The organism is Pseudomonas putida, assembly GCF_030159595.1.
GTDB lineage: Bacteria > Pseudomonadota > Gammaproteobacteria > Pseudomonadales > Pseudomonadaceae > Aquipseudomonas > Aquipseudomonas putida_AC.
Window position 1 is genome coordinate 254,526 of record NZ_BSKJ01000007.1, and the last position, 26,378, is coordinate 280,903.

Sequence of the window (26,378 nt, forward strand, 5' to 3'; positions counted from 1 at the left end):
CAGCTTGGGCAGGCAACAACTGGGCGATAACCGGACACTTCAGCGCGCTTTCGCTGCGGCTGCTATCGCTTATATGGAATCATCTTCTAGAATTCGCAAAAAATCAGGGACCTGTAGTCATGGCTGGTAGTCAGATCGAACGCGCCTTCAGTCTTGTAGAAACCCTTACCGGCGAACCCCTGGGGCTGCCGTTGCAAACCCTGGCCGAGCGCCTGGATATTCCCAAAAGCGCGGCCCACCGCATGCTTACCGAGCTGGTGCGGCTGGGCTATGTGCGGCAGAACCGGGACAACAGCCGCTACCAGCTGTCGGCCAAGTTGGTGGCGCTGGGATTCCGTTACCTGTCGAGCAACGGTGCCGACATCATCCAGCCGATTCTCGACCGCCTGGCCCAGGACAGCGGTGAGCTGGTACGCCTTGGCGTGATCGACGGTGCCCGCCAGACCTGGATCGCCAAGTCCCAGGGCGCCCGTTCCGGGCTGCGCTACGACCCGGACATGGGCCGCGATGCGCCGCTGTTCTACACCGCTTCCGGGCATGCCTGGCTGGCTAGCCTGGACGATGAGCAGGCGCTGCAGATGGTGTTGCGCCAAGGCATTGCCGACCCTGCACAGTTCGGCCCCAACGCACCGCGGTCTACTGACGAGTTGCTCGCCTACCTGCACCGTGCCCGCGAGCGTGGTTATGCCTGGGTCGAGGAAACCTCGGCCATCGGCACCTCGGCCCTGGCTGCCGTGGTGCGCCGCCCGCACACTGACGAGGTGATCGGCGTATTGAGCATTGCCGGGCCCAGTGCTCGGATGGCGCAAAGCCGCCTGGCAGAGCTGGCGCCGCTACTGTTGGCCGCAGCGCAAGAGCTGTCGGCGGCCAGCCGGGCAAGCGAATTGTTTGCCTGACACGCATTTCCGGTCGATTACCGAACAGCTTGTCCTGCAGGTTCTTCTGAAAAGCTGAACTTGGTTCTAAATTGTGCTGTATGGATTGTGGAATCAAATTCCATAATCCATACAACAACAATGACAAGAGGACAGGCTGTTGAACGCACCCCTTCGTATTGCCTTGATCGGCGCCGGCATCATGGGCCGCCAGCACTACCAGCACTTACGCAATGTGCCGCAAGCCCAGCTGTGCGCAGTGGCTGACCCCGGCCCGCAGGCCGAGGCCTTTGCCGCCGAATGCGGCGTGCCTTGTTTTGCCGACCACCGGCAGATGCTGGAGCGCGTACGCCCCGAGGCAGTAATCGTTGCCAACCCGAACAACCTGCATGTCGCTACCGCCCTGGATTGTGTCGAAGCCGGTGTGCCGGTGCTGGTCGAGAAGCCGGTGGGCGTGCACCTGGATGAGGTTCGCGCATTGGTAGAAGCATCGCGCCGCTGTGGCGTACCCGTTTTGGTTGGGCATCACCGGCGGCACAATCCGCTGATCGCCAAGGCGCATCAGGTGATTGCCGACGGCAAGCTGGGCCGGCTGATCAATGTCACCGCGCTGTGGCAACTGCAAAAACCCGACAGCTACTTCGAAACGCCATGGCGCCGCGAGCCGGGTGCCGGCTTCTTGCTGACCAACCTGATCCACGACCTCGACCTGCTGCGCCACCTGTGCGGCGAGGTGGTGCAGGTGCAGGCGTTCACCCGTAACGATGTACGTGGGTTTGCCAACGAAGACAGCGCGGCGGTGCTGTTGCAGTTCGCCAACGGCGCATTGGGCAGCCTGACCGGCTCCGACGCGGTGGCCGCGCCGTGGAGCTGGGAGCTGGACGCTGGCGAAAGCCCGGTGTACCCGCGCCAGGATGGCCAGCCGTGCTACCTGCTGGCCGGCACTCAAGGGGCGCTGAGCATTCCCCAGCTCAAGCGCTGGCACTACGCCGAGGCGGGCTCGGGCTGGCACACACCGTTGCTTCAAAGCGAGGAAAGCATCCCCGCTGGCGAGGCTTTGACCTTGCAGTTGCAGCATTTCGTGCGGGTTGCCCGGGGTGAGCAGGCGCCATTGATCGATGCTGCCGACGGTGGCCGCACGCTGGCGCTGATCGAAGCAATCCGCCTGGCAGCCGAAAGCGGCCGGACCTGTGCGCCCGAGCACATTGCCTAGTACGGCCTTCACAATTTCAGGTGACCATAAATGACTGATCGAATTTTCTCCCTCGCGGCTTTGACGGTTCTGGAGCTGTCCCCGCCGGACATGGTCGAGGCGGCAGCCCGTGCCGGTTACAGCCATGTTGGCCTGCGCCTGGTGCCAGCCACCGAGCAGGAGCAGCACTTCCCGCTGGTGGCTGATGCCAACCTGCGCCGGCAGACCCAGGCGCGCCTGCGCGACACCGGCATCAAGGTGCTCGACCTGGAAATCCTGCGCTTGAAACCGGAGACGTGTGTGGCCGATTTTGAGGCAATTCTGGCGGTAGGTGCCGAGCTGGGTGGCACTGAACTGCTGGTGGCTGGCAACGACCCGGATGAAGCACGCCTGACCGAGCGTTTTGCTGCCTTGTGTGAACTGGCGGTGGGGTATGGCATTCACCCGCACCTGGAATTCATGCCCTGGACCGACGTGCGTGACCTGCGCCAGGCCATGCGGGTGGTAGCCAACGCCGACCGCGCCAACGGCTGTGTGCTGGTGGACGCGTTCCATTTCAACCGCTCCCGGTCTTCACTGGGTGACCTGGCGGAACTGGCGCCGCAGCGCATGCGCTATGCCCAGCTGTGCGACGTTGCCGGTCCGGTACCGGCCGACATGGATGAGATCCTGCGCCAGGCGCGTAATGAGCGCCGCTTCCCGGGCGATGGCGATGCCGATCTGGTCAGCCTGCTGCGCGTCTTGCCGTCAAGCGTACCGCTAAGCCTGGAAATTCCCACGCGGCAGTTGCTGGAGCAAGGCATCAGCGGCGAGCAGCGCGCGCGCATGGCACTGGAGAAGGCCAAGGCGGTGTTGGCCGCAGTCTGATTCCGAGCGGGCAGCGCGCTCACACAGACGGCGCGCTGTCATGGCCTGATCACAAGACCAAAAAAAGGGCCCGCAAGGGCCCCGTAGAGGAAAGTGGCTCGCGTACTCAGACGCTCTCGACCTTGCGCGGTGCCATGAAGTACATCCACACCAGCGCCAGGAAGTACATGGCCGGAATCATGGTAAACAGCACGGCATAATTGTTGTGGGTAGCGGTCAGTACGCTGCCGACGATCTGCGTCATGAACATTCCGCCAACTGCCGCACACATGCTGCCAAAGCCGAACACCGTGCTGACCAGGTGCTTTGGCGTGTAGTCCATCACCAGGCTCCAGATATTCGCTGTCCACGCCTGGTGTGCGCCCACCGCCAGTGAGATGGCCGCCACCGCGGCCCACAGGCCACTGGCGTTGGCGGCAAAGATGACGCTGAGCATGGTGCAGGCAAAGATCAACATGGATACCAGTCGTGCCGTGGTGGCACGCACGCCACGGCCGATCAGCCACGACGACAGGATGCCGCCGCCGATGCTGCCAAAGTCCGCGGTCAGCCAGATGATGATCAGCGGGATACCCATTTGGGTCACGTTGATGCCCAGGCTGTACTGCTGGTTCAGGAACGGCGGCAGCCAGTACAGATAGAACCAGAACACCGGGGCGGTAATTGCATAGGCCACCGCGAAAGCCCAGGTCCCGCGCAAACGCAGGATGCGGCTGAACGGCACGCGGGTCGGCTCGGGCTCGTCATCCTGCTGGATGTACTGCACCTCGCTCTGGCGCACGCTGGGGTGGTCTTCAGGGTTGTAGTACTTCAGCAGCCACAGCACCACCCACACCAGGCCCAGGCTACCCATGGCGATGAATGCGGCCTGCCAGCCCCACACGGCCAGAATCAGCGGCAGCAGGGCCGGGGTAACCATGGCGCCGACATTAGTGCCGGCGTTGAACAGCCCGGTGGCAATCGCCCGCTCACCCGCCGGGAACCACAGCCGTACAGTCTTGACGCAGGCCGGGTAGTTGGCGGCCTCGGTCAGGCCGAGGATGAAGCGGCAGACCATGAAGCCGGCGGCCGAAGTCGCCAGGCCATGAGCACCGGTGGCCAGGCTCCACAGCAGCACGGCGAAGAAGAAGGCGCGTTTTACCCCAACTTTGTCGATCAGCCGGCCCTGCAGCAGAAAGCCGATCGCGTAGCCGACCTGGAACCAGAAGTTGATGTTGGCGTAATCCATCGCCGTCCAGCTCATTTCCTTGGCCAGCACGGGTTGCATGATGCCGAGCGCGGCACGGTCGATGTAGTTCAGGGTGGTGGCGAAGAACACCAGGGCAAGCATGCCCCAACGGGTTTTGCCGACGCCGAACGCGCCGCGAAGCTTGTCGCCGATCGAACCCTGGGGCATCCGGGGTGCGGCGGGGGTGGTCTTGGTGTGGTTCATAAACTGCTCGTTTCTTGAAATTGTATTCAGCTGCGGTGCTACGCGTATGTGGCCGGTTCCCAGGCAGGGGGGGCACGCAAGGCCGGTGCATGGTGCGCAGTGAAGGCGGCAGCGTCAATTCACGAGACGGGCTACTGTTCGGTTATCGAACGGTTGCGAGGTGCAAAAGAGGCTGGCCAGGGTGCTGATGGTTGTTGTCAGTCGATGAGCCAACCTTGATCCCCCTCGACTAGCGTTCCTCCATGGCTGGTAGTGTCCCCCTCTCTTGCTGCGGGTTGGCCCTCGATGATCGTGCAAGCAGCGCCCGTTTCGATGACGGCGCCACAACTGATGCGGTCGCCCACTCGCGCAACGGCTCTGCCATCCACGAATGTTGCGCTTGCACCGGTTTGCACGGTGCCTTCGCCATGGATGGGGCAGCTGTGACGATGGCCTACCAATACGATGGGTTTCATTTGCGCTTCCTTTTGTTGGGTTTAGCAGGGGCTTCTTCGAAGGCAGCAGGGGGCGGTGGCGCTGCTCGAACGTTGAACAGGCGGCAGATGCCGTACCAGCAAATGGCGACCGTCAGGTTGTAGGGAAACAGCACGGCCCAGAAAGGCAGTTGCCAGTTCTTCTTGCCCTGCATTTCACCTGGTTCACCGGTTCGCCAAGGGGCGTAGTGGCGCCAGGCTTCAGCCGGGGTCAGGCAGATGGCATGCAGTGGCTTGTGCCACCAGTTGGGTTCGCCGGGTGGGGGGAGTTTGTCGGGGCCGTGGGCCATGAAGTGGCGCAGGTATTCCCAGACTTCGGCGACGTGTCTGACGTCGGACTCGGTGGGCTCGTTGCTGTCGACCCACAGGCAGTCTTTTTGGTGGAGGCTGCCGTCTGCTCGGCGCGGGGCGAAGGCGAGGGCGTAGCTGGTGCTGAAGGATGAGCCGCCGTTTTCGGTGCGTTTGAAAAGACCCCCGCCGGTGTTGCTCCACTCAAAGACGAATACCTTGCTCAAGCGCTGATAGTAGATTTTTTGAGTTGAGCGGTTGAGGCAAATGGTTGATAAGCCCTTTATAAAGAAAATTCGATAAGCAAGGAATGGAGTGAATACAAAGGGCGTTATTAGAAACAAGATCAATAATATGATGTCTTCGTTGTAGATGTCCAGGAAGCTGGGGTAGAGGTAAGGGTAAGTGCCCATTAGTAGGGTGATCGTCATTGCGCAATATAATTTCCCCATAAATACGGAGTCTGTTACCCATGGGTTCCTAAGGCATAAAGTGTTATCGGATATATTTGCCAATTGTCCCCTAATTGCAGGGTTGTGCCCAGAGTCCGACAATGAGTTGAATATCCAGAAGGTTGCCATGATCAGTGCTCCAGGCGAAAAATTGAAAAAATCTCATTGTCTTGATCCAATCCTTGATTGGCGCTGTAAGTTAGATGCAGTGAGACATGATTTTGGTTGGCCAGTGTGTTCTCGAAATGCAGAACCAAACCAGCACTTGTGATGTGGCCGCTCGGGGCGATTGGAAACACGTCCATTCCTTGGCTATCACGGAGGATACCCAAGCTTCCTGACCATTCGCTTACGCCAAGCACAAAGCCTGGCAGCAGCACGGTGAACTCAATGGTTGGTTGAGGTGTGGCTACTTCGTTATGTGTGATAGCGGTCCAGTTGGGCGGAGACCAGTGATCATTCTGATGCCATCGGGTGTCGACTTTAGTTATGCCGAGTGATACAGCCTGCTCGGCGGATAGTAGCTTGGGCCCGTAATGTTCGTTGTGCCAGGCTTTGATCTCGGCTTGTAGTGAGTCGTAAACAGGAAGTTTTTTCTGATAGTCCAAGACAATGTCAGGACGCACCTCTCCATCGTTGATGCGATTACCGAAAATGCTGCGTGCGGCCCAGAGCTCAATTGGGCTGTGAAGGTGCTCATGTGCCTTAGCGTGCAGGTACAGGCCTCCTGCAATGATGGCTACGCCTACCAGGACCAGGGCGGCTGCGGCCCATCCGGCAAAGGGTACCAATGTTGTCGCGCCCGCAACGGCAAGACCTGCTTCAAGGGTGACAGCAGAGCCAATGGCCATGGTAAACCCACCAGCAATTGTGTATCTGCCAGCTGTAGAGTTACCGTTATCGAACTGGCGTAACCCGTATTTTTAGACATCGGTACATAACTCCCTGTTGCTCTGTAGGATGTTTGGGTGTGAGTTGTGTTTAATCTGTTGTTGGTCTTGTAGGAAGTTTCTTACATATGTTTATCTGGCTGGGTAGGTTGTCGTTTTTCTATAAAAACCATGCATGGGTAAGTGCTGTCTGGTCGAGCATGAAGATGTAAGTAAATATTTGTTTGTGTGCATTCGTCGCTATGTATTAGTCTCCGTTCGGATTTGTTCGGACTGGCTTTGTTCATGTGTGTGAATTGATGTGTTTTTGTAGGAAAGTTGGTGCGGCTATATAGGGCATCTGTACTGTTTTGGAGAGTGAGCTCAGGATGATTAACCGTTGTGTATATGGCGCCGGTCTCTCGTTGCTGTTTTGTGTGCAGCCGGTACTGGCAGGCCCCACACGGGACTGCCCCCGGATTGTGTCCAACGTCGAGCGACTGGCCTGTTTCGACCAGGCAGCGGGCACTCCGGCATACATGACGGAACGGCAGTGGTCTGCACCAGAGCAGCAGGCCCCAAGCGTGTTGCGCGTGATGGCAAATGAAGCTGAGCGGGCTCCGGATGACCTGACGTTTCACATCAGTGGCCGAGCCTGGGACGGTGCAGGCGCTCCAGAGCTTGTGATATCGGCGCCCGCCATTGCATCGGGTAACGAGCGTACTTACCTGGCAATCAGTTGCATCCAGGCCATCTCCCGGCTGCAACTGATTGCCAAACGCCCGATAGACGCAAGCTGGGTCAAGGTCCGGCTGTCGGGGCAGGGCTGGTCTACGCGTGAAACCCCCTGGCAGGTGATGGAGAACGGGCGGGTGCTCGATGCCGGGCGGGGTTTGCCAGCGATCGAGCAGATCAGGAAGCTGATCGGAGCGCATCGCATCGACGTTGTGAGTGAGCACAGCGAGCTCGACGGGCTGACCTTTGATGCACAAGGGCTGGCCCCATTGATCAGCCAGGCGCGAAGCACATGCCGGTGGTAGCGCAGGTGCCAGGGGGCGATGTCCCGCGACTGTTGGCTCCGATCGATCCGGCAGTACCGGCTGGCCTGTTCGATGTCGAAGACGAAACCTATCAGGCCATCGACCAGGAGATGGTCAAGCTGGGTGGGCTGCAGGAGGCCTCGATCGACTGGGTTTACATCGAAGAGGCGTCCTGCCAGTACCTGAGCCAGCAATGCAAGCACTTGCGAATCGTCGCGCACCTGAGTGCCGCATGGCTGCGCAGCGGTTGTTGGGAGCGTTGGGGAGATACCTTGGCGTTGCTGGCCGGCATGACCGATTGCTATTGGGAGTCTGCCTACCCCAAACCAGGGCCGACAGGCTTCCTGGCAAAGCGCAAACTGGTCGGTTTGGTGATCAACCGCTTGACCGAGGCGCTGCCGCGTATTGACCGTTTCACTTATACCCCTGCCCGTGCAGCGGCAGCGCAGGCGGCATTGAAACACCTGCAACAACAGGACGCGGCACAGCTGGAGGCAGCTGTTCTCGACGGACTGGAGCGCGAGATGCGTAAACACACTGAACTTGCCAGCGGTGCCGGCGAGGGTGTTGTGTCAAAGACGCTGACTGCAAGCGTGAAACCGGCGCCGTTGGCCGATGTCATCACCTCGCCCATGCCGCGTGTGTCGATGGGCAATGAACGTGAGACACGACGTGCCGTACTGGCCATGGCCGAGCTCGTCAACCAGCAGGATCCTTACGACCCTACCGGCTACCAGTTACGGCGTTTCGGTTTGTGGGCACACATTCAGGCGGCGCCTCAGGCCAGGCAAGGCACCCGTACGGAATTGATGGCGGTGCCACTGGATATCACGCGGGTCTATGAAGAGGCCATTGCCAGTACGGCGATTGATCCCGCTTTGCTTCAACGCATCGAAAAAAGCGTGGCGGCGTGCCCCTTCTGGATTCGTGGCAGCTTTCTGGCTGCAACCGTCGCCACGCGCCTGGCGATGGGCGATGTGGCTGAGGCCATCCGTTGCGCGACCGCCCGGTTCGTACAGCGCATGCCGGCGCTTCAGCAACTGTGCTTCAGCGACGGATTGGTGTTTGTTGATGACCAATGCCTGGCTTGGCTCAAGGGCGCGCAAGGGCCTTCTGGCCAAGGTGTACCCCCCCAAGAGTTTGGTGGCCTGCACGAGGAGCTGGTCGGCCAGTTGGAAAATGGTGGCGTAGAGCCGGTTCTACTAAGGCTGCAAGCGCTGCAAGCGGACCTTGGTGCCCCTCGAGAACGCTGCCATACCACCATGATCGCAGCCGACTTGCTTGCCGCGCGGGGTGTGTCCTGGCTGGCTCAGGACTTGTGCGCCAGCGTTGCCCGAACGATGCAGCAAACCACTGCCAGTGCGTGGGAGCCAGAGGTATTCAAGCGGCTTCAGCAGTACGCGGCATTCCCAGCACTGGCTGATCAAAACAAGGACCAGGAGCCTCGATGAATCATCTATGGAAGCAATTCAAAGGTTGGGGCTTACCGTGGGTAACGCGCATTGGCCTGGCGCTGCCGCTGTTGCTTGGGTTGGCGGCCGTGCTGATGTTGGTCGCCATCTGGTGGCTCGGCCCGCAATGGACGTGGCGTGAGCAACAGCCACTGGCAAGTGTGGCGCACCGCAGCGTGGCAAGCCTGGTACTCATGCTCGTGCCGCTAGTTGGCTGGCTTGTGGTGCTGCGTACACGCTTTCGCCGATTGCAAGCGGAACGCCGGCAGGCACTGGCCGTCGAACAGGATCGCGCGCTGCCGTTGGTGCAGGCGCAAGAGAAGGCGCTGAGCCAGGGGCTTGACCGCTACCTTGACAATGCAGGTGGGCGACGCGCGTTGTACCGGCTGCCCTGGTACCTGGTGATGGGCGATGAACAGTCTGGTAAAACCAGTTTCATCGACTGCACCGATCAGCGTTTTACCCTGACACGCATCGATCAGGTTCACGCACGAGGCCGACAGGCTGACGCGCTGGCCTACCCGGTGGGCTGGTGGGTCAGCGACGATGCTGTGCTCATCGACCCGCCCGGTGCTTTCATCAGCCAGAAGCCACTGGCGGGCTCGGCAGCCAACGCCCCCTCCGAGTCAGAGCCCTCTGTGCCGCCGGGGACCCAGGCCAGGTTGTGGGGCCATCTGTTGGGCTGGCTGTTGCGAAATCGCAGCCAGCGGGCGCTCAACGGCTTGGTGCTGGTGGTCGACTTGCCGGCGCTGCTGCATGGCATGCCTGAGCAGCGTACTGCGCTGGCCTACACCTTGCGCACACGCCTGTACGAAGTGAGCAGCCAACTGGGCTCGCGCTTGCCACTCTATGTGGTACTGAGCAAATTCGATTTGCTGGACGGTTTCGATCAGTTCTACAGCAAGCTCTCGGCCGCCAGGCGTGAAAACCTGTTGGGGTTCACCTTCAAACTGGATGCGGTTGACGCATTCGACGCCTGGCTGGATGAGTATGATGAGCACTACGGCCGGTTTCTCGGCTCGTTGCAAGAGCAACTTATCGATCAACTGGATGTACTGGTGAAGGCTCCACCGTGTGGGCGTCTGTTCTCGCTGTATGCACAGCTGATCGGGTTGCGTCCCATACTGCTGACATTTCTGCGCGAAACGCTGGTGAGTGACCGTTACTCCACGCCTGCTCTGGTACGCGGTGTGTATTGGTCGTCAGTGGTGCAGCAAGGCGAAATGCGCAACGCATTTGTCCGTGAAGCAGCACAGCCCTACAAGACGAAACTTCCGCTGCGTGAAGGCAAGGCGCACGGCAAGGCGTTGGCCTATTTCATCCAGCACGCCTTCAGGCGGGTTATCTATCAGGAGGCCGGCCTGGCAGGCGACAACGTCCGGGTGGCGCGCAGCAAGCGTCAATTGCTGTGGGTCGGCTCGGGCGTGGGTATCCTTGCGTTCAGTGTCGCTATCGCGAGCTGGCAACGCTATTTCGATATCAATGGCTCCAAGGCTGCCAGCGTGCTCGCCAAAAGCCAGGAGTACAGCCATCATCAGGTCGATCAGCGTCTTGACCCGACCGGGCGCAACCTGTTGGCGCCACTGGACCAGATCCGCGATGCGGTGGCGGTGTTTGGTGGTTATCGCGTGGCATGGCCAGGGGTTGCCGATCTTGGCCTCTATCAAGGGCGCAACATTGGCCCCACGGTTGACGAAGCTTACCTGAGCTTGTTGTCCAGGCGTTTTTTGCCGGCCTTGGCCAGCGGCGTGATCGATGCCATGAGCGCAGCACCGCCAGGCAGCGAGCAACAGATGGCCGCGCTCAGGGTTTACCGGATGATCGAGGACCGCCGCAGTCGCCGGCCCGAATGGGTCGAGGACTGGATGGCGCGTCAGTGGCAACGGGCGTTCCCTGGCCAGGGGCAGTTGCAGCGTGACCTCATGCGCCATTTGAAGTACGCCCTGGCCTATGCCGATACCGACTTGCCGCAGTACCGTGAGCGTGTCAGCGAAGTGCAGCAGGCGTTGCGTAAATTGCCGTTGCCACAGCGGGTTTATGAGGGGCTGAAGCAACAGGCTCACGAGCAATTGCACACTGGCCTGAACCTGCGTCACCAGGTGGGCCCTGCATTCGATGTCGTGTATCAGCCGTCTTTCGGGGCCAGGCAAGGGGAAGAGGATGTACAGCTGTCCCCCATGCTCACAGCCAAAGGCTTCAGGGAGTACTTTGAACCGCGCAGCCAGCGGTTCGCTGAAATGGCGATGGTCGATCAGTGGGCGCTCGGGGAGCGCGCCCAACTCGACTATTCCAGCGTTGATCGAGATGCGCTGACCGAACGGTTGCACAACCTTTACAGCGCCGATTACGTCGACAGCTGGCGTCGCGCCCTGAACGCCTTCACCGTAACGGACTTCCGTGATCTGGACCACGGTGTCACGGTCCTGGAACAATTGACTGGCCCATCAGCACCTTTGCAGCGGCTGCTGCTTACGGTCTGGGATAACACGTCGCTTGTGCCACCAGCCGTTGTCGAGGCACCGGGCGAGGTGAGTTCGTTGCGGCCAGCAGCCGGCAAACCTGAGCAGCAGCAAGCACAGGCCATCCAGCGGGCTTTCGCAGGCCTGGGCGCCATGTTGCAGGTGACGGGAGACAAACCGAGCTACTACGACGAAACCCTGGGTGCCGTAGCGGCGGTGCTGGACTATGCCAAGGCCGTCCAGGACAGCCCGGACCGTGGCAAGGCTGCACTGCAAGCCGTGCATCAGCGCTTCTCGATGACAGGGCAGGACCCGATTGGCACCCTGCAACGCGTTGCCACGGGTTTGCCGGAACCGATCAACCACCAAGTCAGAAAGCTTGCCGACCAGACCGCCCAAGTGCTGAACGTTGAAGCACTGCGCGAACTGGAGCGACGTTGGGATGCTGAGGTGTACAGCTTCTTCCAGCAACGTCTGGCAGGCCGCTACCCCTTTGTGGTGAGGGCACCTGATGCTTCACTGGATGACTTCGAAGCATTCTTTGGGCCCAAAGGGCGCCTGCAGCAGTTTAATGATCAGTATCTCAAGGTCTTCCTCAAGGACAACCTTGAGGCCTTGCAGTCTGGTCCGCACGGGCGGTCCTTGATTCGTCCCGACGTGATTGAGCAGCTTGAGCTGGCCGAACGGATTCGTGAAACCTTCTTCGATCAACGCGGCAAGCTGAGTGTGCAGTTCAGTATCGAGCCGTTGGGGCTCAGTGCGAACCAGCGTACCAGCCTGCTGGACCTGGATGGGCAGTTGATCGCCTACACCCATGGGCCGACCCAGATCACCGGTATCGTCTGGCCCAATACCATGGGGCAACAGGTGCGCAGCAACCTGACGTTGCTCAGGCAAAACGGCAATAGCAGCAGCCTTGAGTACCGTGGACCCTGGTCGATGTTCCGCTTGCTCAGCCGTGGCTCGCTCAATGGGCGGACGGCAACCAGCGTGGACCTGAGCTTCAGGACGGGTGACGGTGTGATGCGCTATCGGTTGAATGCTGAAAAAGCCTTCAATCCCATTACCCAACAACCGTTCAAAGGTTTCCGCTTGCCACGCGGGTTATTGCAACCGTCACCCAGGGTTGCTCAGTTGGAGCAACCGCATGGGCAGCTTTTATGACGTCATGTCTCGTGGTGGTCATGCTTAGCGCAAACCGCTCAATGCTCTACCGGCGAGGTACCCAAAGGTCATCCCCGGCCCAAGGGTAATGCCACCGCTCGGGTAGTGCCCACCCATCACGCTGTGCATGTCGTTACCCACCGCAAACAGCCCGGGTATCGGCTGCCCTGCGTGGTCCAGCACACGGGCCGAGGCGTCGGTGCCCAGGCCGGCGAAGGTGCCCAGGCTGCCCGGCAGCAGCTTCACGGCGTGAAACGGCCCATGCAGCAAGGGCCGCAGCGTCGGGTTGGGGGTTTGCAACGGTTCGCCCTGAGCCCGGTTGTAGGTCGATGCGCCACGCTGGAAAACGGGGTCCTTACCTTGGGCTGCATGCTGGTTGAAGTCTTCCACCGTGCGCTGCAGCTGCGCGGCATCGATCCCGCAGCGCTGCGCCAGTTCCGCCAGGCTGGCGCTACTGTGCAAGTAGCCACTACGTTGATAGAAACGGGTCGGGAACGGAAAGGGCTTGGCCCAGCCAATGCCGTAGCGACGTTGTGCTGCGTGGTCGCAGACCAGCCAGGCTTCAGGTGCTTCGCCGTGCGGTGTAGCGGCAAACAGTGCGTTCATGAAGTCATGGTAGCAATCGGCTTCGTTGACGAAGCGTCGGCCATCGCGACGTACCGCGATGAAGCCAGGTTTGGCGCGATCGATCAGGTGCGGGAAATGGCCGAAACTGCCATCGCCGCGTGGCACCTTCGATACAGGTGCCCAGGCGCCAGCCTGGGCCAGTGCCGTACTGACCAGGCCACCCGCTTGTTCACCCAGCCGCAGGCCGTCGCCGCTGTTTTCCCTGGGTGCTGCGGAGTAGTGCTGGTCACCCTGCGGCGCATGCGGCATCAGTTGCGCGATGCGCTGGCGATCATGCGGGAAGCCACCGCAGGCCAACACCACACCACGGCGTGCCTGGATGACCTGGCCGTCGGCAAACAGTGCGCCACTGACCCGGCCTTCGCCCAGCAGGTGGCTGGCCGGTTTGTCGGTCAGCAGTGTCACATCAAGGTCGAGGGCGCTGCGCAGCAGGCGCGCCACCAGCGCGTTGCCATTGACCAGTTGCAGGCCGCGCCGGTGCAGCAGCAGGTCGCGGGCATGGCGCAGCAGGCGTTTGCCCACATGCAGCGCCGCCTTGGCCGAGCGGGTGGCATTGAAGAAGGCGGCCATGTCGGTGCCACCGGCAATGCCCATGCCGGCCAGGCTGACGATGTCCAGCGGCGGGCGTAACCTGTGCAACCAAGGCCCGAGCAGGCGCCCGTCATAGGGCAGCGCACACAGCGAACGACCGCCGTGTGCGCTGCCATCGCCTTCATGCATGTCGGGCATGCGGCTGCCGCTCTGGAACTGTACGGCAGTGTGCTGCTGGAAAAACGCCACCATTCCCGGGCCATGGCGCAGGAACGCGCGTTGACGCGTGTCCAGCTCGTGGGTGTGGGTTTGCGTGCGCAGGTAGCGCTTTGGGGCATCGTCGGTTTCGATGATGCCCTCGGCAATGGCCAGCGGGTTGCGCGGTATCCACAACCAGCCCCCCGACCAGGCGCTGGTGCCGCCCAGCTGACTGGCTTTTTCCGCAACGATCACATGCAAGCCGTGATGCGCGGCGGTTACGGCGGCCGCCAGGCCCGAGGCGCCGGAGCCAATGACGAGTACGTCACATTCGAGGGGTTGCATGAAGGGGGTCCGCTCAGGCGTTGGTAGAAGATGGCGCGCGCTTTACTGCAGCGGCGAAAAGCCGGTGGGCCGCAGCAGCCGCGATTGCAGGCGCACAACGGCCCCCAGCTCGCGGTTAAGCCGCGAAAACGCTGCCCAGCGCGGGTCCGCCGCCATGGCTGTGCGCCGTGCGATGCGATCGTCGAGGCTGGCATAGCCCCAGATGTGCACCACCTGGTTGACGTCACCGAATTCGCTGGTGAAAAAGCCGACCAGGTTGCCCAGGTGTTCGCTTTGCACTTCCAGCGCATGGCTTTGGTACAGGGCTAGCCAGTCGGCCATTTTCAGTGGGTCGAGGGTGTAGGTTCTCAGTTCGTAGTACATGCCGGGATCTCCGTGTGGGTGGCCGGCGCCTGCAGGCGCGCGGTGATGTGGTTGGCAGCGAGCCAGCCGAAGGTGAGGGCAGGGCCCAGGGTGATGCCGGGGCCGGGGTAGGTCCCCTTCATCAGTGAGTTCATGTCGTTGCCGACCGCATACAGCCCGGCAATTGGCTGGCCGCTACGGTCAAGCACGTTGGCATCGGCGTTGGTTACCAGGCCACGCGCCGAACCGAGGTCGCCGGTGTGAATGCGGATGGCGTAGAACGGCCCGCTGCTCAAGGGCGCCAGGCAGGGGTTGGGCGTGTGTTGCGGGTCGCCCATGTAGCGGTTGTAGCTGTTGCCGCCTTTGCCGAACGCGCGGTCGATGCCATTGCGGGCATCGGTGTTGAACTGCTCAAGAGTTTGCGCGAACACTTGCGGGTCGAGGCCGATGGCCTGGGCCAAGGCTTGCGGTGTAGCGGCCCGGTACAGGTAGCCGGCGTCGATCAACGCCTGGTTGTTCACAGGCTTGGGCCGCGCCAGGCCGAGCCCATAGCGGTTCATCGCCTCGGCATCGCAAACCAGCCAGCAGCTGGCAATGCCGTTGGCGAACATGGTCTGCACGAAGTGGTGGTAGGAGTCGGACTCGTTGACGAAGCGCCGTCCGGTCGGGTCTACCGCAATCACGCCAGGCTTGGCGCGGTCGGTGACCAGGTGCGGGAAGCGTTCACGCCCGCCACCTGCATGGCGCCGTTCGGAAACCGGTGCCCAGAAGAAGTTGGCCGCCAGGCCTTCGCCCTCGGCTGCCGACACTGCCTGACCAAGGCGCAGGGCGGCACCGTCGTTGCAGGCGGGTGACATGGTCAGGTGCGGCGCTTGCTGGGCGGGGCGGTAGCTGGCGGCCAATGCGCCTGCAGCGAACCCGCCCATGGCGCACACCACGCCGCCACGGGCCTGTACCCGCTGACGCTGGCCCTCGTGCAGTACAACCACGCCGGTGACCACGCCGCGCTCGACGATCAGCTCTTCGGCTTCGCTACGCAACCACAGCTGCGTGCCGTGGGCGAAGGCGCTGGTGGCCAGGCGGGCGATCAAGGCGTTGCCGGTGGTAAGCCGAGTGCCACGCGGGTGCTGCAGGCGGTCCCGCGCGTAGCGCGCCATCAGTTTCAGACAATGCCACAACGCGCTAGGCGAGCGGCGAATGCTGAGGAAATGCTGGATATCCACGCGGTTCACCATCATGCCGCCGAACAGCAACATGCCGGGCGGTGGCATCTGCAGGTCCTTGAAGCGCTGGCCGAGGTGCTTGCCGTCGTACTCGACCATTTCCAGTGCCCGGCCGAACTGCGTGGCGCCGGGCGCATCCGGGTAATAGTCGGGCGAGTGCGGGCGCAAGGCATAGCGCAGTTCGGTGTGTTGCTCCAGCCAGCGCAGCGCCTGGTGCCCATGCTCGATGAAGGCGTCGCCCAGCGTGGGGTCGTAACCGTCACCGATCACATGCTTGAGGTAGGTGCGCATGGCCTCGGGGGAGTCCTTGGCCCCGGCGTCGCGGGCCTGATCGGTGCCGTACAGCCACACCGCACCGCCGGAAATCGCCGAGGTGCCGCCAAAGTGCTCGGCCTTTTCCACGACCAGCACCTTCAGCCCGCGGCGGGCCGCCGTGGCCGCCGCGGCCAAGCCGCCGGCGCCACTGCCCAGTACCACCAGGTCAACGCTGTGTTGAGTGTGTTCAAGCATCGCCATGGCCTCAGATCTCCAGCGGCGTCACGCCCATGAAGGCGCCAAGGTGGCCGAGTTGGGCGTAGGCCATTTCCGGGCCCGTCTGGATCGCGCAGCCTACTTGCCGCGCGCGGTTCAGCAGTGGGGTGATCTCGGGCGAGGTGACCACGTCGGCGACCAGGGTGTCGGGCTGCAGGGTAGCCAGCAGGGCGGCGGGCAATGGCAGCTCCGCGCTTGTGCCCATGCCGACCGGGGAGGCGTTGGCCACCAGGTCGAAGTCTTCCAGCCCACCGAACTGCGTGCTGACCGTAAGCCCAGGGAAGGCATTGCCGAGCAGTTCGCACACCGCACCCACACGTGCTGTGCTGGGGTCGCTGAGGGTAATGCTGGCAATACCTGCCTCGCCCAGTGCATAGGCGATGGCACTGCCAACACCGCCACAACCGATCACCAATGCCCGCTTGCCCGTCGGCTCGAACCCCTGTTTGCGCGCAGCCCCCAGGAAGCCGGCGCCGTCCACGTTGTCGCCCAGCAAGCGCCCGTCACGCTCGCGGCGTATCACATTGACCGAGCCCAGCGCCGCTGCGCGTGCGCTCAGGCCGTCCAGGCGGTTGGCCAGGGCCTGCTTGTACGGCACGGTGACCACGCAGCCGCGCAGGTTTTGCCAGCCGCGCAGCGCGCCGGCAAAGCTGTCCAGCGCTGCCTCGTGCAGGTCGACGGGCAGCATGGCGAGGTTGCAGTTGTTATGGGTGAACCAGGTGTTGAAGTTTTCCGGGGATTTCACCTGGGCGATGGGCGAACCGACGATAGCGACCAGTTCAGTTGAACCACGCATCATGCTGACCTCCTTATTGGCGTTGTTATGGCGATAAGGGTGAAGCAGAGGGGCGTGGGTAACAATGCGCTAATCGGTGGTTTGGTGCGATAATCGCAGTCATGATCCGGTTATCGCAGTGGCCGGCTGTTTTTCTCCCCGCTTGCGAGTTGAATGCATGAATACACCCGCCATTCACCCCCGTGACCTGATTGCCGGCTTGCAGAAAGGCCTGGCGCTGATGCAACTGTTCAGCGCCGAGCAACCACGCCTGAGCGTGCCGCAGGCGGCCAGGCTGTCTGGCCTTACGCCCAGCGCCGCACGGCGCTTTTTATTGACCTTGGTGCATGAGGGCTTTGCTGAAACCGACAGCCGCGAGTACTGGCTGACGCCCAAGGCATTGCGCCTTGGCCAGGCGTATGTCGACTCGGCGCAATTGCCGCGCATGCTGCGGCCGATCGTCGAGCAGGTGGCACGGCAGACCCAGGAGCATGTATCGGTGGGTACCCGCGATGGCGACGAGATCATCCACCTGGTGCGCAGCCGCTACAGCCATGTGGCGTCGTTGTCGATCAGGCCCGGCTCGCGGGTGCCGATGTACTGCACGGCGGGGGGGCGGATATGGCTGGCCTGGCTGGAAGAAAACGAGCGGGATGACTACTTCGTACGCAACCCGCTGCGGGCATTGACGCCCTATACACAGACTGACCGTGGGCTGCTGGAGGCGGAGTTGCTGCGGGTGAAAACGCAGGGCTTCTGCATTGTCGACCAGGAATATGAGATGGGTATGCGTGTGCTGGGGGTACCGCTGCTGGATCGGGCCGGGCAGTTGAAAGCAACGCTCACCATTACGACCCATGCTTCGCGCCTGAGCGTGGATGAAATTCGGTTGCGGTATCTGCCGACGCTGTATGAGGCGCAGGCGCTGCTACGGCCGGTGATGGATTGAGGCTGCATGGCAGGGACCCAGTGGGAGCGGGTTTACCCGCGAACACCGGCGTAGCCGGTGCCATGTGCCGCGTTGGATTCTTCGCGGGTAAACCCGCTCCCACAGGAGATTTCAGCATCTGTGGGGAGCGGGCAGTACATGCCCTTAGAAAATATTGAGCGGGTACTCGGTAATCACCCGCACTTCATCAATCTGGCCACCACGCTCCGAGCTGCGGTAGCTGGCCTGGCGAACGCGGAACGACAAGTCCTTGGCTGCGCCGGCCTGTACCACATAGCGTACCTCGACGTCGCGCTCCCAGGCCTTGCCATCCAGGTCGCCGCCCGTGCCGCTCTTGAAGTCGGTACCTTTCACATAGCGGGTCATGAAGCTTAGCCCTGGCACGCCATAAGCGGCCATGTTCAGGTCGTAGCGGGCCTGCCAGGACTTTTCGTTCTCGTAGTCGAAGTCAGAGTACTGCACCGAGTTGGCAAAGTTGTAGACCGCGTTGCCGTCCGGCCCGTACACATAGTCGCCGGTGCCGGTCACTTTCTGGTAGGCCACGGTGAAGGCATGCGCCCCCAGCGTCCAGGTACCGCCCAGGCTCCAGATGCGGTTGTCCAGTTCGCCGCTGCGGGCCTGGCCGATGCTTTGCGTGTCATAGGCGTTGAAGTCGAATTTCAGCGACTGGCCGGCACCCAGCGGCAACAGGTAGCGGGTGTTCATGTAGTACTTGCGAAAGTGCTCGGCAGTCTTGGCGTAATACAGGCTGCTGGACAGCCGATCATTGAAGTTGTACACCCCGCCCAGGTAGTCCACGGCGGTCATGCGCCCGCTGTCGCGGGATGACTGGTTGCGGTTGGTCAGGCTGGTGAAGTGCCCCGCGTCCAACTGCAGATTGCGGATTTCCTTGCTGGTGAGCGAGAAACCGTCGACGGTTTCCGGCAGCAGGCGGCTGTCGGAGGTGGCCAACACGGGTACGGCCATGACTTGCGTGCCGTACTTGAGCACGGTGTTGGACGCGCGCACTTTCAGCGCTGCGCCGGCTTTGCTCATGTCCTGCTTGGCGCCATGGCTGTCCTGCTCCAGCAGGCCCGTACCGCCCCCCGTGCGGCCGTCACCCGTGTCGAGCTTGAAGGCGTACTGGCCGATCAGGTCGATGCCAAAGCCTACGGTGCCTTGGGTAAAGCCGGACTGAAAGGTACCGATAAAGCCCTGGGCCCATTCCTCGCCGTAGTTTTGCCGTGCGCCGCTGGCGCGGTTGTCACGCTGCATGTACATATTGCGTGCCTTGATCGACAGTTTGCTGCCTTCGATGAAACCTGCCGATTCGGACTGCTCGCTGGCTTGCAGCAAGGGGCTGGCAGACGCCAGCAACAGGGCGGTGACGCCAAGTGTGTTGATGCTCATTTCATGCTCCGTTTGCTTGTTCTAGTTAGGTGGCAGCGTGATGCAAGGGGCGCCCGAGCCGTTTTGCAGGCGTGCAGAAGCCCTGTCCGCGTCTTTGCAGGGCAGAGCATTTACGTTTACTGATGGCTCAAGCGGGTGGTGCGCCCGCTGGCCGGCACCCGAGGTGTCGGCAGCGGGCCTGGTGGCCTCGGCCTATCGCTCGATCTGGCGATTCCAGCGGGCGTTCCATTCCGGACGTTGGGTGTTGACCTGGTCCCAATCGATGGTCACGGCCGTTTGCAGGTAGGTCTGCATGGCCTCGACCTGGCCACGCGTCTTGTCGCTGGTCGGGGTGTTGGGGTTGGACGGGATCTGGTCACCCAGTTCCAGGGCCGGTGCCTGCGCCTCGGGGCTCAGCAGGAATTCGGCGAGCTTTTGCGCAAGCTCCGGCTGGTCGTTGTTGGCGGTGACGCACTCGGCCTGGTTGAGTACCACGGCGCCTTCCTTGGGCGCTGCGTACTCCACCTGGATGCCTTTGAGCTTCAGCGCTGTCACCTGGGTGGGGGTGAGCGGGAAAAGCGCGGCTTCGTCGGTTTGCACCATTTCCGAGAGCTTGGCCGAGTTGGGGATGTATTCCAGCACGTTCGGGCCAACGTTCTGCTTCCAGGCAGCGAAGCCCGGGTTGACGTCGGTATCGCTGCCGCCGTGCAGGCGGTTGTACATCAGGAAACCGTGCAGGCCGAAGGTGGACGAGGCCATCGACTGGAACACCACCTTGTCTTTGAAGCGCGGGTCGGCCAGGTCATTCCACGAGGTGGGTGCGGCCCAGCCCTTTTCCTTGAACAGGCGGCTGTTGTATGCCAGCCCGGTTACCCCCAGGCTGACAGCGGCGGCCTTGTCCTTGATCAGGGCTTTCTCCGGCAGCTGGGCGAGGGTCGGGTTGGGCGTGAGCGTGCTGCACAGCCCCATGCCGATGGCGCGGTACATGATGCCGTCATCCAGCACCATCACATGGATAGACGGTTTGTTCGGCGTGGCCTGGACTTTGGCCAGGATATCGGCCGACGTGCCGGGCACGATCACCACCTTTACCCCGTTGGCCTTCTCGAACTGGGGCAGGATATTGTCGCTGAACAGCCGCTCCATGGTGCCGCCGTTCATGCCCAGGTACAGCGTGGGTTGGGCCATGGCGGGCAGGCAGGCGAACAGGCCGGGCACGGTGCAGAACAGGGCGAGCAAACGTTGCTTGTGCGTCATGACAGGTTTTCCTTGTGGTGGTGGTTGGGCTGAAAACGGTTGATGGAAAAGGCCGCCAGGCTGATGGCCGGCGCGCCCAGCAGGATGCACTGCGCGAGCGCTTCGCCAGCCGCTGGGCCAATCTGGAAACCCGCACCGGCGAAGCCGAAGCCGTGTAGCAGGCCGGGTTGGCGCAGGCTGGGGCCAAGCACCGGTTCGTCGTCGGGCAGGTAGCCTTCGGTGCCGCTCCAGGTGCGGATGGCCTGGGCGCCGGCCAAGGCCGGGTACAGCTCGGTGGCGTTGCGCAGGATGTCTAGGACGGCGGCCTGGCCCGGGCGCGCGGTGGTCGAGGTCAGGGCAAAGCCGCGACCGCCGCCGAGCACGCAGTTGCCGCGCGCCACCTGACGGGCGTAAATACCGCCGCCTTCGACCCCGGTGCTGGCGGTCATGAACAGCGGCAGTGGCTCGGTGACCAGCATGGCCGGGTGGGCGGCGGTCAACGGCACCGGTTCACCGAAGTGCTCGGCCAGCTGCGCCGACCAGGCGCCAGCGCAGTTCAGCAGCCAGGGGGCCTTGAAGCACTGGCCGTTGCTGGTGTGTACGCTGAAACGTTGGCCGTCGTGGTCTACCTGCAGCACCTTGCACTGCTCATGCACATGGGCGCCGCTGTGCCGGGCCGCCTGGGCGAAGGCGGGTGACACCAGGCGTGGGTTGGCGTGGCCATCCTCAGGGCAGTACGAGGCGCCGACGGCGATGTCGCCCACCCAAGGGAAGCGCTGGCGCAGTTCGCGGTGCTCCAGCAGTTGCAGGCGCAGGTCAAAGGCCTGGGTACGATGGGCATAGGCTTTCAGGGCATCGAAGTCGGGTTCGCTGCGCGCGAGCTTCAGGTGGCCGCTGCGGGCGTACTCGCCGTCGATGCCGATCCATGCGCGCAGCTGCCCCCAGATGGCATGGGCGCGCATCGACAAGGGCAACTGGGCCAGCGAGCGGCCCTGGCGGCGCACGCCGCCATAGTTCACCCCGCTGGAATGCGAGCCACAGAAGTCGCGTTCCAGCAGCGCCACCTGCTGGCCAGCGCGGGCCAGGGTCAACGCCGCGCTGCTGCCGACGATACCGCCGCCGACGATGATGGCGTCCACTTCAATCAGCGTCATGGCTTTATCTCCAGGCCGAAGGGCAGGGGCTTGACCGGTGCCTGGCCACGCAAGCGCCCGACCTGGTCAATGGGCCGGCCGCTTTCGCAGGCGATCAGCTCGGCGGCAGCAGCGCCGCACACACGGCCTTGGCAACGGCCCATGCCGACCCGGCACATGGCCTTGACCCGGTTGATTTCCCAGTGACCGGCGCGCACGGTGGCGCGGATTTCCCCGGCGCTGACCTGCTCGCAGCGGCAAACGGTCAACAGGTCCGAGGCTTGGCTGGCCCATTGTTCGGGGAACGGGAAGGCGTGCTCCAGGCCCTGACGAAAGCGCTGCAACGTGGCCAGGCGTTTTTCCAGTTGTCGCTGGCGTTGCGGGTTGCCAGGCTTGCCGAGGTCGGCCAGCAACGTCAGGGCAGCCAGTTCGCCGGTCATTTCGGCGCCGTCCGCACCCAGAATGCCGGCGCCGTCGCCTGCCAGGTACACGCCGGGGCTGCTGGCGCGGCCTTGAGCGTCACGTACCGGTAACCAGGCGCGGTTGAGGGCGCTCCAGGCAAACTGGCAGCCCAGCAGGTCGGCCAATTGGGTTTCGCTGCGCAGGGCGTGGGCGAATGCCACGGCATCGCAGGGCAATTGATGCTGCTGACCGTTATGTGACCAGCGAACGCCGCTGGCGCGTTGCTCACCGTCGATGCCGTGCAGGGTTACGCCCTGGTGCACCGGTACCCCTTTGCGGGCAAGCCAAGCGCGGTAGTACAGGCCTTTGGCAAAGGTGCCCGGCTGCAGCAGCAGGCGTGGCAGGGCATGTACCTGGGCACTGAATGGCGAGGTGTCGAGCACTGCGCTGACCGTGGCGCCGGCCTTGGCATACTGGTAAGCCACCAGGTACAGCAGCGGCCCGCTGCCCGCCAGCACCACCCGCTCGCCGATGGCGCAGCCCTGGAACTTCAGGGCGATCTGTGCGGCGCCCAGGGTATAGACCCCGGGCAAGGTCCAACCGGGGATCGGCAATACGCGGTCGGTGGCGCCCGTGGCGACGATCACCTGGTCGAACGCCAGGCGGTCTGCCTGCTGGCCCTGTTGCAAGGTGTCCAGCACTTGCTGCTCGGCGTTCCACACCAGGGTGTCCGGGCGGTAGTCGACCTGCCCGCGCAGTTGTTCAAGGGTGTTGTGCAGGGCCTGTGCCTTGCCGGCCTCGAAGCCGTACAACGCGGTGGCCGAGCGGCGAAAGTTGGCCGGCTGCTGGCGGTAGATCTGCCCACCACCACGGCTGGCTTCGTCCAGTAGCACCGGGCGCACGCCATGGGCCACCAAGGTTTGCGCGGCGCGGATACCGGCGGGGCCGGCACCGATGATCACGACTGCACTCATGGCCGGCGCCCCGGGTCGCGGGTGATGCACTGGCCGGCTTCCAGAAAGGTCGAGCAGGCGCGCACCCGACGGCCGTCCTGCAAGCGTACCCAGCAGTCCTGGCAGGCGCCCATCAGGCAGAAGCCCGCGCGCGGTTCGGCGCTGAAGTCGCTGCCACGCAGGTGCGTGGCGTTGGTCAGTATGGCGGTCAGCAGGGTGTCGCCGTTCATGCCCTGGGCTGGCTGGCCGTCGAGCAAAAAGGGCAATGGCTCGCGGTCGTGCTCGGCCACGCGCTTGAACAGGGGCATAGGGGCACTCCTTGTCATTGCTTGCCCACCAGTACGCGGTCCAGGCCGTATACCCGGTCCAGGGCGACCATGGTCAGGGCAGTGACGGCGATCACCAGTGCCGAAACGGCAGCCATCATCGGGTCGATCGACTCGGTGGCGTACACATACATGCGCACGGGCAGGGTCTGGGTGGCGGGTGAGGTGACGAAGATCGACAGGGTGACTTCGTCGAAGCTGTTGATGAACGCCAGCAGCCAGCCACCTGCCACACCCGGCAAGATCATCGGCAGGGTCACCTTGCAAAACAGCGTGACGCGGCCAGCCCCCAGGCTCTGTGCAGCCTGCTCGGCGCTGCGGTCGATGCCAATGGCGGCAGCCAGTACCAGGCGCAGCACATAGGGGGTAATCACCACCACATGGGCGAACACCAGCCAGGCGAAGCTGCCATTGACCCCAAGCAAGGCGAACAGCCGCAGCAGGGCCACACCCAGTACCAGGTGCGGGATGATGATGGGTGACAGCAGCAGGCCGTTGACAAAGCCCTGACCCGGGAAGCTGTAGCGGGTCAGCGCGAGGCCTGCGGGCACGGCGATCAGGGTGGCCAGCGAGGCCGCCAGGGCAGCGAGTTTCAGGCTGTTGTAGAACGCGTCAAGGAAGTCGGCGCGCTCGAACACGGCGCTGAACCAGCGCAGCGAGAAGCCGGCGGTGGGCAGGCTCAGGGTGTTTTCCGGGGTGAATGCCACCAGGCACACCACCACCAGCGGGGCGAGCATGAACAGCATCACCAAGGCGTGAAAAGACAGGGCCAGCGGGCCGTTACGGGTCATAGGTTCAAACTCCAAGTGCGCGTTTGTAGCGGCGTTCCACCAGCCGGTTCCAGCTGAGCATCACCAGCAGGTTGATCAGCAACAGGGCAACCGCGATGGTGGCGCCCATTGGCCAGTTCAGTTCAGCCAGGTACTGGTCGTAGATCATGGTGGCGACCATCTTCAGTCGGCGCCCGCCCAGAAGGCCTGGGATGGCGAACGAACTGGCGGCCAGGCCGAACACGATCAGCGTCCCCGACAGCACACCCGGCATGATCTGTGGCAGCACGATGCGGCGGAACACCGTCCACTGGCTGGCACCCAGCGACAGCGCGGCCTGCTCGGCAGCCGGGTCGAGCTTCTGCAGCGAGGTCCATACCGGGATGATCATGAACGGCAGCATCACATGGACCAGGCCGATGATCACTGCAAACGGGGTATACAGCAGCTTTACCGGCTGCCCACCGAGGGCGCTGATGCCTTGGTTGATCAGGCCGTCAGAACCCAGCAGCAGGCTCCAGCCGAAGGCGCGGACCACCACCGAAATCAGCAACGGGGTCAACACCAGGATCAGGAAGATCGAGCGCCACGGCGCACCCATGCGGCTGAGCACCATGGCCTCGGGGATACCGATCAGCACACACAGCAAGGTGACCAGGGCGCTGATCCAGAAGGTGCGGAAGAAGATCTCGTAGTAGTAGGTGTCCGTCACCAGGCTCAGGTAATGGCTGAGCGTGTACTGGCCAGCCTGGATACCCGTGGTGTAGTCGAACGCGTTGAACGACAACAGCACGGTCAGCCCCAGCGGCATCACCAGCAAGGCCAGGAACAACAGCAGGGCCGGGCCGCTCAGGCCGTAGCCCCAGGCCTTGTTGCGCAGTTTTGCCGTACTCATGCCGCCACCTCGGCCGCGTTCAGCACCCGCAGCAGGGCATCGTTCCAGTCCAGGCCGACCTGCGCACCTTCGTCCAGCGGTGCGCTACCATCATTGGCGCGGACCACGGCCAGGTTGCCCAAGGCAGTATCAACGCGGTACAGCCACTGGCTGCCGAGGAAGTAGCGGCAGCTGATGCGCCCTGCCAGTTTGCCGCTGCCGGACGGGCCGAGGCTGATCTTCTCCGGGCGCAGGCTGAGGGTCAGTGGCCCCTGGGCAGCCGCCTGCGGTTGCCCGCCGGGGCCGGTGACACCGCGCAGGCGGTTGGCCTTGCCGACAAAGTCGGAAATGAATGGCGTGCCCGGGTGTTCGTAGAGGCGGTAAGGGTCATCGACCTGGGTGATGCGCCCGGCTTCCATCACGACCACCCGGTCGCTGATCGACAAGGCCTCGGCCTGGTCGTGGGTGACCATCAAGGTGGTGATGCCAACCTCGTTCTGGATACGGCAGATCTCGAACTGCATTTCTTCCCGCAGGTGGGCGTCCAGGTTGGACAGCGGCTCGTCCAGCAGCAGCACCGGCGGTTCGATCACCAGCGCACGGGCCAGTGCCACACGCTGGCGCTGGCCGCCGGACAGTTCCCGGGGGTAGCGTTCGGCGTGTTTGTCCAGGCGCACCAGCGCCAGGGCTTGATCAACGCGGCGGGCGATGTCAGCACTGGCCACCTTGCGCATGCGCAGGCCGAAGGCAACGTTGTCGCGTACGGTCATGTGCGGGAACAGCGCGTAGCTCTGGAATACCACGCCCAGTCCGCGGCTGGCTGGTTTGGCGTGGGTGATGTCGCGGCCATCGAGCACGATGCGGCCACTGGTGACCTCGACGAAGCCCGCGATCATCTGCAGGGTGGTGGTCTTGCCGCAGCCGGAAGGGCCGAGCAGGGAGACAAACTCGCCTTTTTCGATGGCCAGTGACGAACTGGCCACGGCCTCCGTGGCGCCATAGCGCTTGCAGAGTTTGTCGATCAACAGAAAGGTCATGGCTGTGCTCCATCGCAAACGGAACCGGGGTAAACCGGCAGTTTCAGGGTGGGCAGAGCGCCAGCGGCGAAAAGCAATGCTTTTACGGACGTTGGCGCTCGCTTCTGTGGCGGCGGCCGATGTTGTGATATCGCCCTATGGACCGGAGAGTAGGGCAATGATTAGGATGGCGACAAAGAGTAATTTCACTGAGTGA

General features: G+C 62.8%; 22 protein-coding genes and 1 pseudogene. 7 read left to right on the plus strand and 16 right to left on the minus strand.

Annotated elements, in window-relative coordinates:
• Positions 1–119: 119 nt before the first annotated feature.
• From QQL85_RS17610 to QQL85_RS17620, 3 genes are all read left to right on the plus strand, one after another.
• Positions 120–896 carry an IclR family transcriptional regulator gene (locus QQL85_RS17610; RefSeq protein ID WP_110742318.1) on the plus strand — a complete coding sequence of 259 codons (777 nt, stop codon included), beginning with the start codon at positions 120–122 and terminating at the stop codon, positions 894–896.
• Between the two features lie 139 nt (positions 897–1,035).
• Complete coding sequence (locus QQL85_RS17615) at positions 1,036–2,088, plus strand: Gfo/Idh/MocA family protein (protein WP_284354606.1); 1,053 nt, start codon at positions 1,036–1,038, stop codon at positions 2,086–2,088.
• 30 nt (positions 2,089–2,118) lie between these two features.
• Positions 2,119–2,934, plus strand: a complete 816-nt coding sequence (locus QQL85_RS17620; protein WP_284354605.1) for a sugar phosphate isomerase/epimerase family protein — start codon at positions 2,119–2,121, stop codon at positions 2,932–2,934.
• Between the two features lie 106 nt (positions 2,935–3,040).
• Here the strand turns inward: QQL85_RS17620 and QQL85_RS17625 are convergent, their stop codons facing one another.
• From QQL85_RS17625 to QQL85_RS17640, 4 genes and pseudogenes are all read right to left on the minus strand, one after another.
• Entirely contained in the window at positions 3,041–4,330 is a 1,290-nt protein-coding gene (locus QQL85_RS17625; protein WP_434482141.1) for an MFS transporter, read from the minus strand.
• A gap of 233 nt (positions 4,331–4,563) precedes the next feature.
• Positions 4,564–4,821, minus strand: a complete 258-nt coding sequence (locus tag QQL85_RS17630; RefSeq protein ID WP_284354603.1) for a PAAR domain-containing protein — start codon at positions 4,819–4,821, stop codon at positions 4,564–4,566.
• Positions 4,818–5,708 (minus strand): DUF6708 domain-containing protein, encoded by an 891-nt coding sequence (locus QQL85_RS17635; protein WP_284368775.1) that lies wholly within the window; start codon positions 5,706–5,708, stop codon positions 4,818–4,820. Before QQL85_RS17635 ends, QQL85_RS17630 begins: the two co-directional genes overlap by 4 nt.
• A gap of 2 nt (positions 5,709–5,710) precedes the next feature.
• Positions 5,711–6,493, minus strand: a pseudogene (locus tag QQL85_RS17640) (T6SS effector BTH_I2691 family protein); the annotation flags it as partial.
• 437 nt (positions 6,494–6,930) lie between these two features.
• Here QQL85_RS17640 and vasI point away from each other — a divergent pair.
• From vasI to tssM, 3 genes are read left to right on the plus strand one after another with little or no spacing between them, the layout of a single operon-like run.
• Positions 6,931–7,488 (plus strand): type VI secretion system-associated protein VasI, encoded by a 558-nt coding sequence (gene vasI / locus QQL85_RS17645; RefSeq protein WP_284354600.1) that lies wholly within the window; start codon positions 6,931–6,933, stop codon positions 7,486–7,488.
• Positions 7,476–8,939, plus strand: a complete 1,464-nt coding sequence (tssA, locus tag QQL85_RS17650; RefSeq protein ID WP_284354599.1) for a type VI secretion system protein TssA — start codon at positions 7,476–7,478, stop codon at positions 8,937–8,939. Before vasI ends, tssA begins: the two co-directional genes overlap by 13 nt.
• Positions 8,936–12,562, plus strand: coding sequence for a type VI secretion system membrane subunit TssM (gene tssM / locus QQL85_RS17655; RefSeq protein WP_284354598.1), 3,627 nt, complete (start codon positions 8,936–8,938; stop codon positions 12,560–12,562). Before tssA ends, tssM begins: the two co-directional genes overlap by 4 nt.
• Before the next feature lie 24 nt (positions 12,563–12,586).
• On the opposite strand, the gene QQL85_RS17660 is transcribed toward tssM, so the two are convergent.
• Genes QQL85_RS17660 through QQL85_RS17675 form a run of 4 tightly spaced genes read right to left on the minus strand, consistent with a single transcriptional unit; the run spans position 12,587 to position 17,158 of the window.
• On the minus strand, positions 12,587–14,263 hold the full coding sequence (locus tag QQL85_RS17660; protein ID WP_284354597.1) for an FAD-dependent oxidoreductase: 1,677 nt from the start codon (positions 14,261–14,263) through the stop codon (positions 12,587–12,589).
• 42 nt (positions 14,264–14,305) lie between these two features.
• Complete coding sequence (locus tag QQL85_RS17665; protein ID WP_284354596.1) at positions 14,306–14,626, minus strand: NIPSNAP family protein; 321 nt, start codon at positions 14,624–14,626, stop codon at positions 14,306–14,308.
• The gene (locus QQL85_RS17670) at positions 14,611–16,344 is read right to left on the minus strand and encodes an FAD-dependent oxidoreductase (RefSeq protein ID WP_284354595.1); all 1,734 of its coding nucleotides are present in this window, start codon (positions 16,342–16,344) and stop codon (positions 14,611–14,613) included. The genes QQL85_RS17665 and QQL85_RS17670 overlap by 16 nt, the downstream gene beginning before the upstream one ends.
• A 4-nt stretch (positions 16,345–16,348) precedes the next feature.
• Positions 16,349–17,158 carry a shikimate dehydrogenase family protein gene (locus QQL85_RS17675; protein ID WP_284354594.1) on the minus strand — a complete coding sequence of 270 codons (810 nt, stop codon included), beginning with the start codon at positions 17,156–17,158 and terminating at the stop codon, positions 16,349–16,351.
• 154 nt (positions 17,159–17,312) lie between these two features.
• Here QQL85_RS17675 and QQL85_RS17680 point away from each other — a divergent pair, with 154 nt between their 5' ends.
• Positions 17,313–18,083, plus strand: a complete 771-nt coding sequence (locus QQL85_RS17680) for an IclR family transcriptional regulator (RefSeq protein ID WP_284354593.1) — start codon at positions 17,313–17,315, stop codon at positions 18,081–18,083.
• 144 nt (positions 18,084–18,227) lie between these two features.
• On the opposite strand, the gene QQL85_RS17685 is transcribed toward QQL85_RS17680, so the two are convergent.
• The 8 genes from QQL85_RS17685 to QQL85_RS17720 form a co-directional block, all read right to left on the minus strand.
• Complete coding sequence (locus tag QQL85_RS17685; protein ID WP_284354592.1) at positions 18,228–19,472, minus strand: OprD family porin; 1,245 nt, start codon at positions 19,470–19,472, stop codon at positions 18,228–18,230.
• Between the two features lie 192 nt (positions 19,473–19,664).
• Positions 19,665–20,708 (minus strand): polyamine ABC transporter substrate-binding protein, encoded by a 1,044-nt coding sequence (locus QQL85_RS17690; protein ID WP_284354591.1) that lies wholly within the window; start codon positions 20,706–20,708, stop codon positions 19,665–19,667.
• A complete protein-coding gene (locus QQL85_RS17695; protein ID WP_284354590.1) occupies positions 20,705–21,841 on the minus strand; it encodes an NAD(P)/FAD-dependent oxidoreductase in 1,137 nt (378 codons plus the stop codon). The genes QQL85_RS17690 and QQL85_RS17695 overlap by 4 nt, the downstream gene beginning before the upstream one ends.
• Positions 21,838–23,196, minus strand: coding sequence for an NAD(P)/FAD-dependent oxidoreductase (locus QQL85_RS17700; RefSeq protein ID WP_284354589.1), 1,359 nt, complete (start codon positions 23,194–23,196; stop codon positions 21,838–21,840). Before QQL85_RS17700 ends, QQL85_RS17695 begins: the two co-directional genes overlap by 4 nt.
• Positions 23,193–23,483, minus strand: coding sequence for a (2Fe-2S)-binding protein (locus tag QQL85_RS17705; RefSeq protein ID WP_016714352.1), 291 nt, complete (start codon positions 23,481–23,483; stop codon positions 23,193–23,195). The genes QQL85_RS17700 and QQL85_RS17705 overlap by 4 nt, the downstream gene beginning before the upstream one ends.
• 14 nt (positions 23,484–23,497) lie before the next feature.
• A complete protein-coding gene (locus QQL85_RS17710; protein ID WP_016714351.1) occupies positions 23,498–24,292 on the minus strand; it encodes an ABC transporter permease in 795 nt (264 codons plus the stop codon).
• A 4-nt stretch (positions 24,293–24,296) separates the two neighbouring features.
• Positions 24,297–25,166: an ABC transporter permease gene (locus QQL85_RS17715; RefSeq protein WP_284354588.1), complete on the minus strand. Its 870-nt coding sequence runs from the start codon at positions 25,164–25,166 to the stop codon at positions 24,297–24,299.
• Positions 25,163–26,182, minus strand: coding sequence for an ABC transporter ATP-binding protein (locus QQL85_RS17720; RefSeq protein ID WP_284354587.1), 1,020 nt, complete (start codon positions 26,180–26,182; stop codon positions 25,163–25,165). The genes QQL85_RS17715 and QQL85_RS17720 overlap by 4 nt, the downstream gene beginning before the upstream one ends.
• Positions 26,183–26,378: the final 196 nt, after the last annotated feature.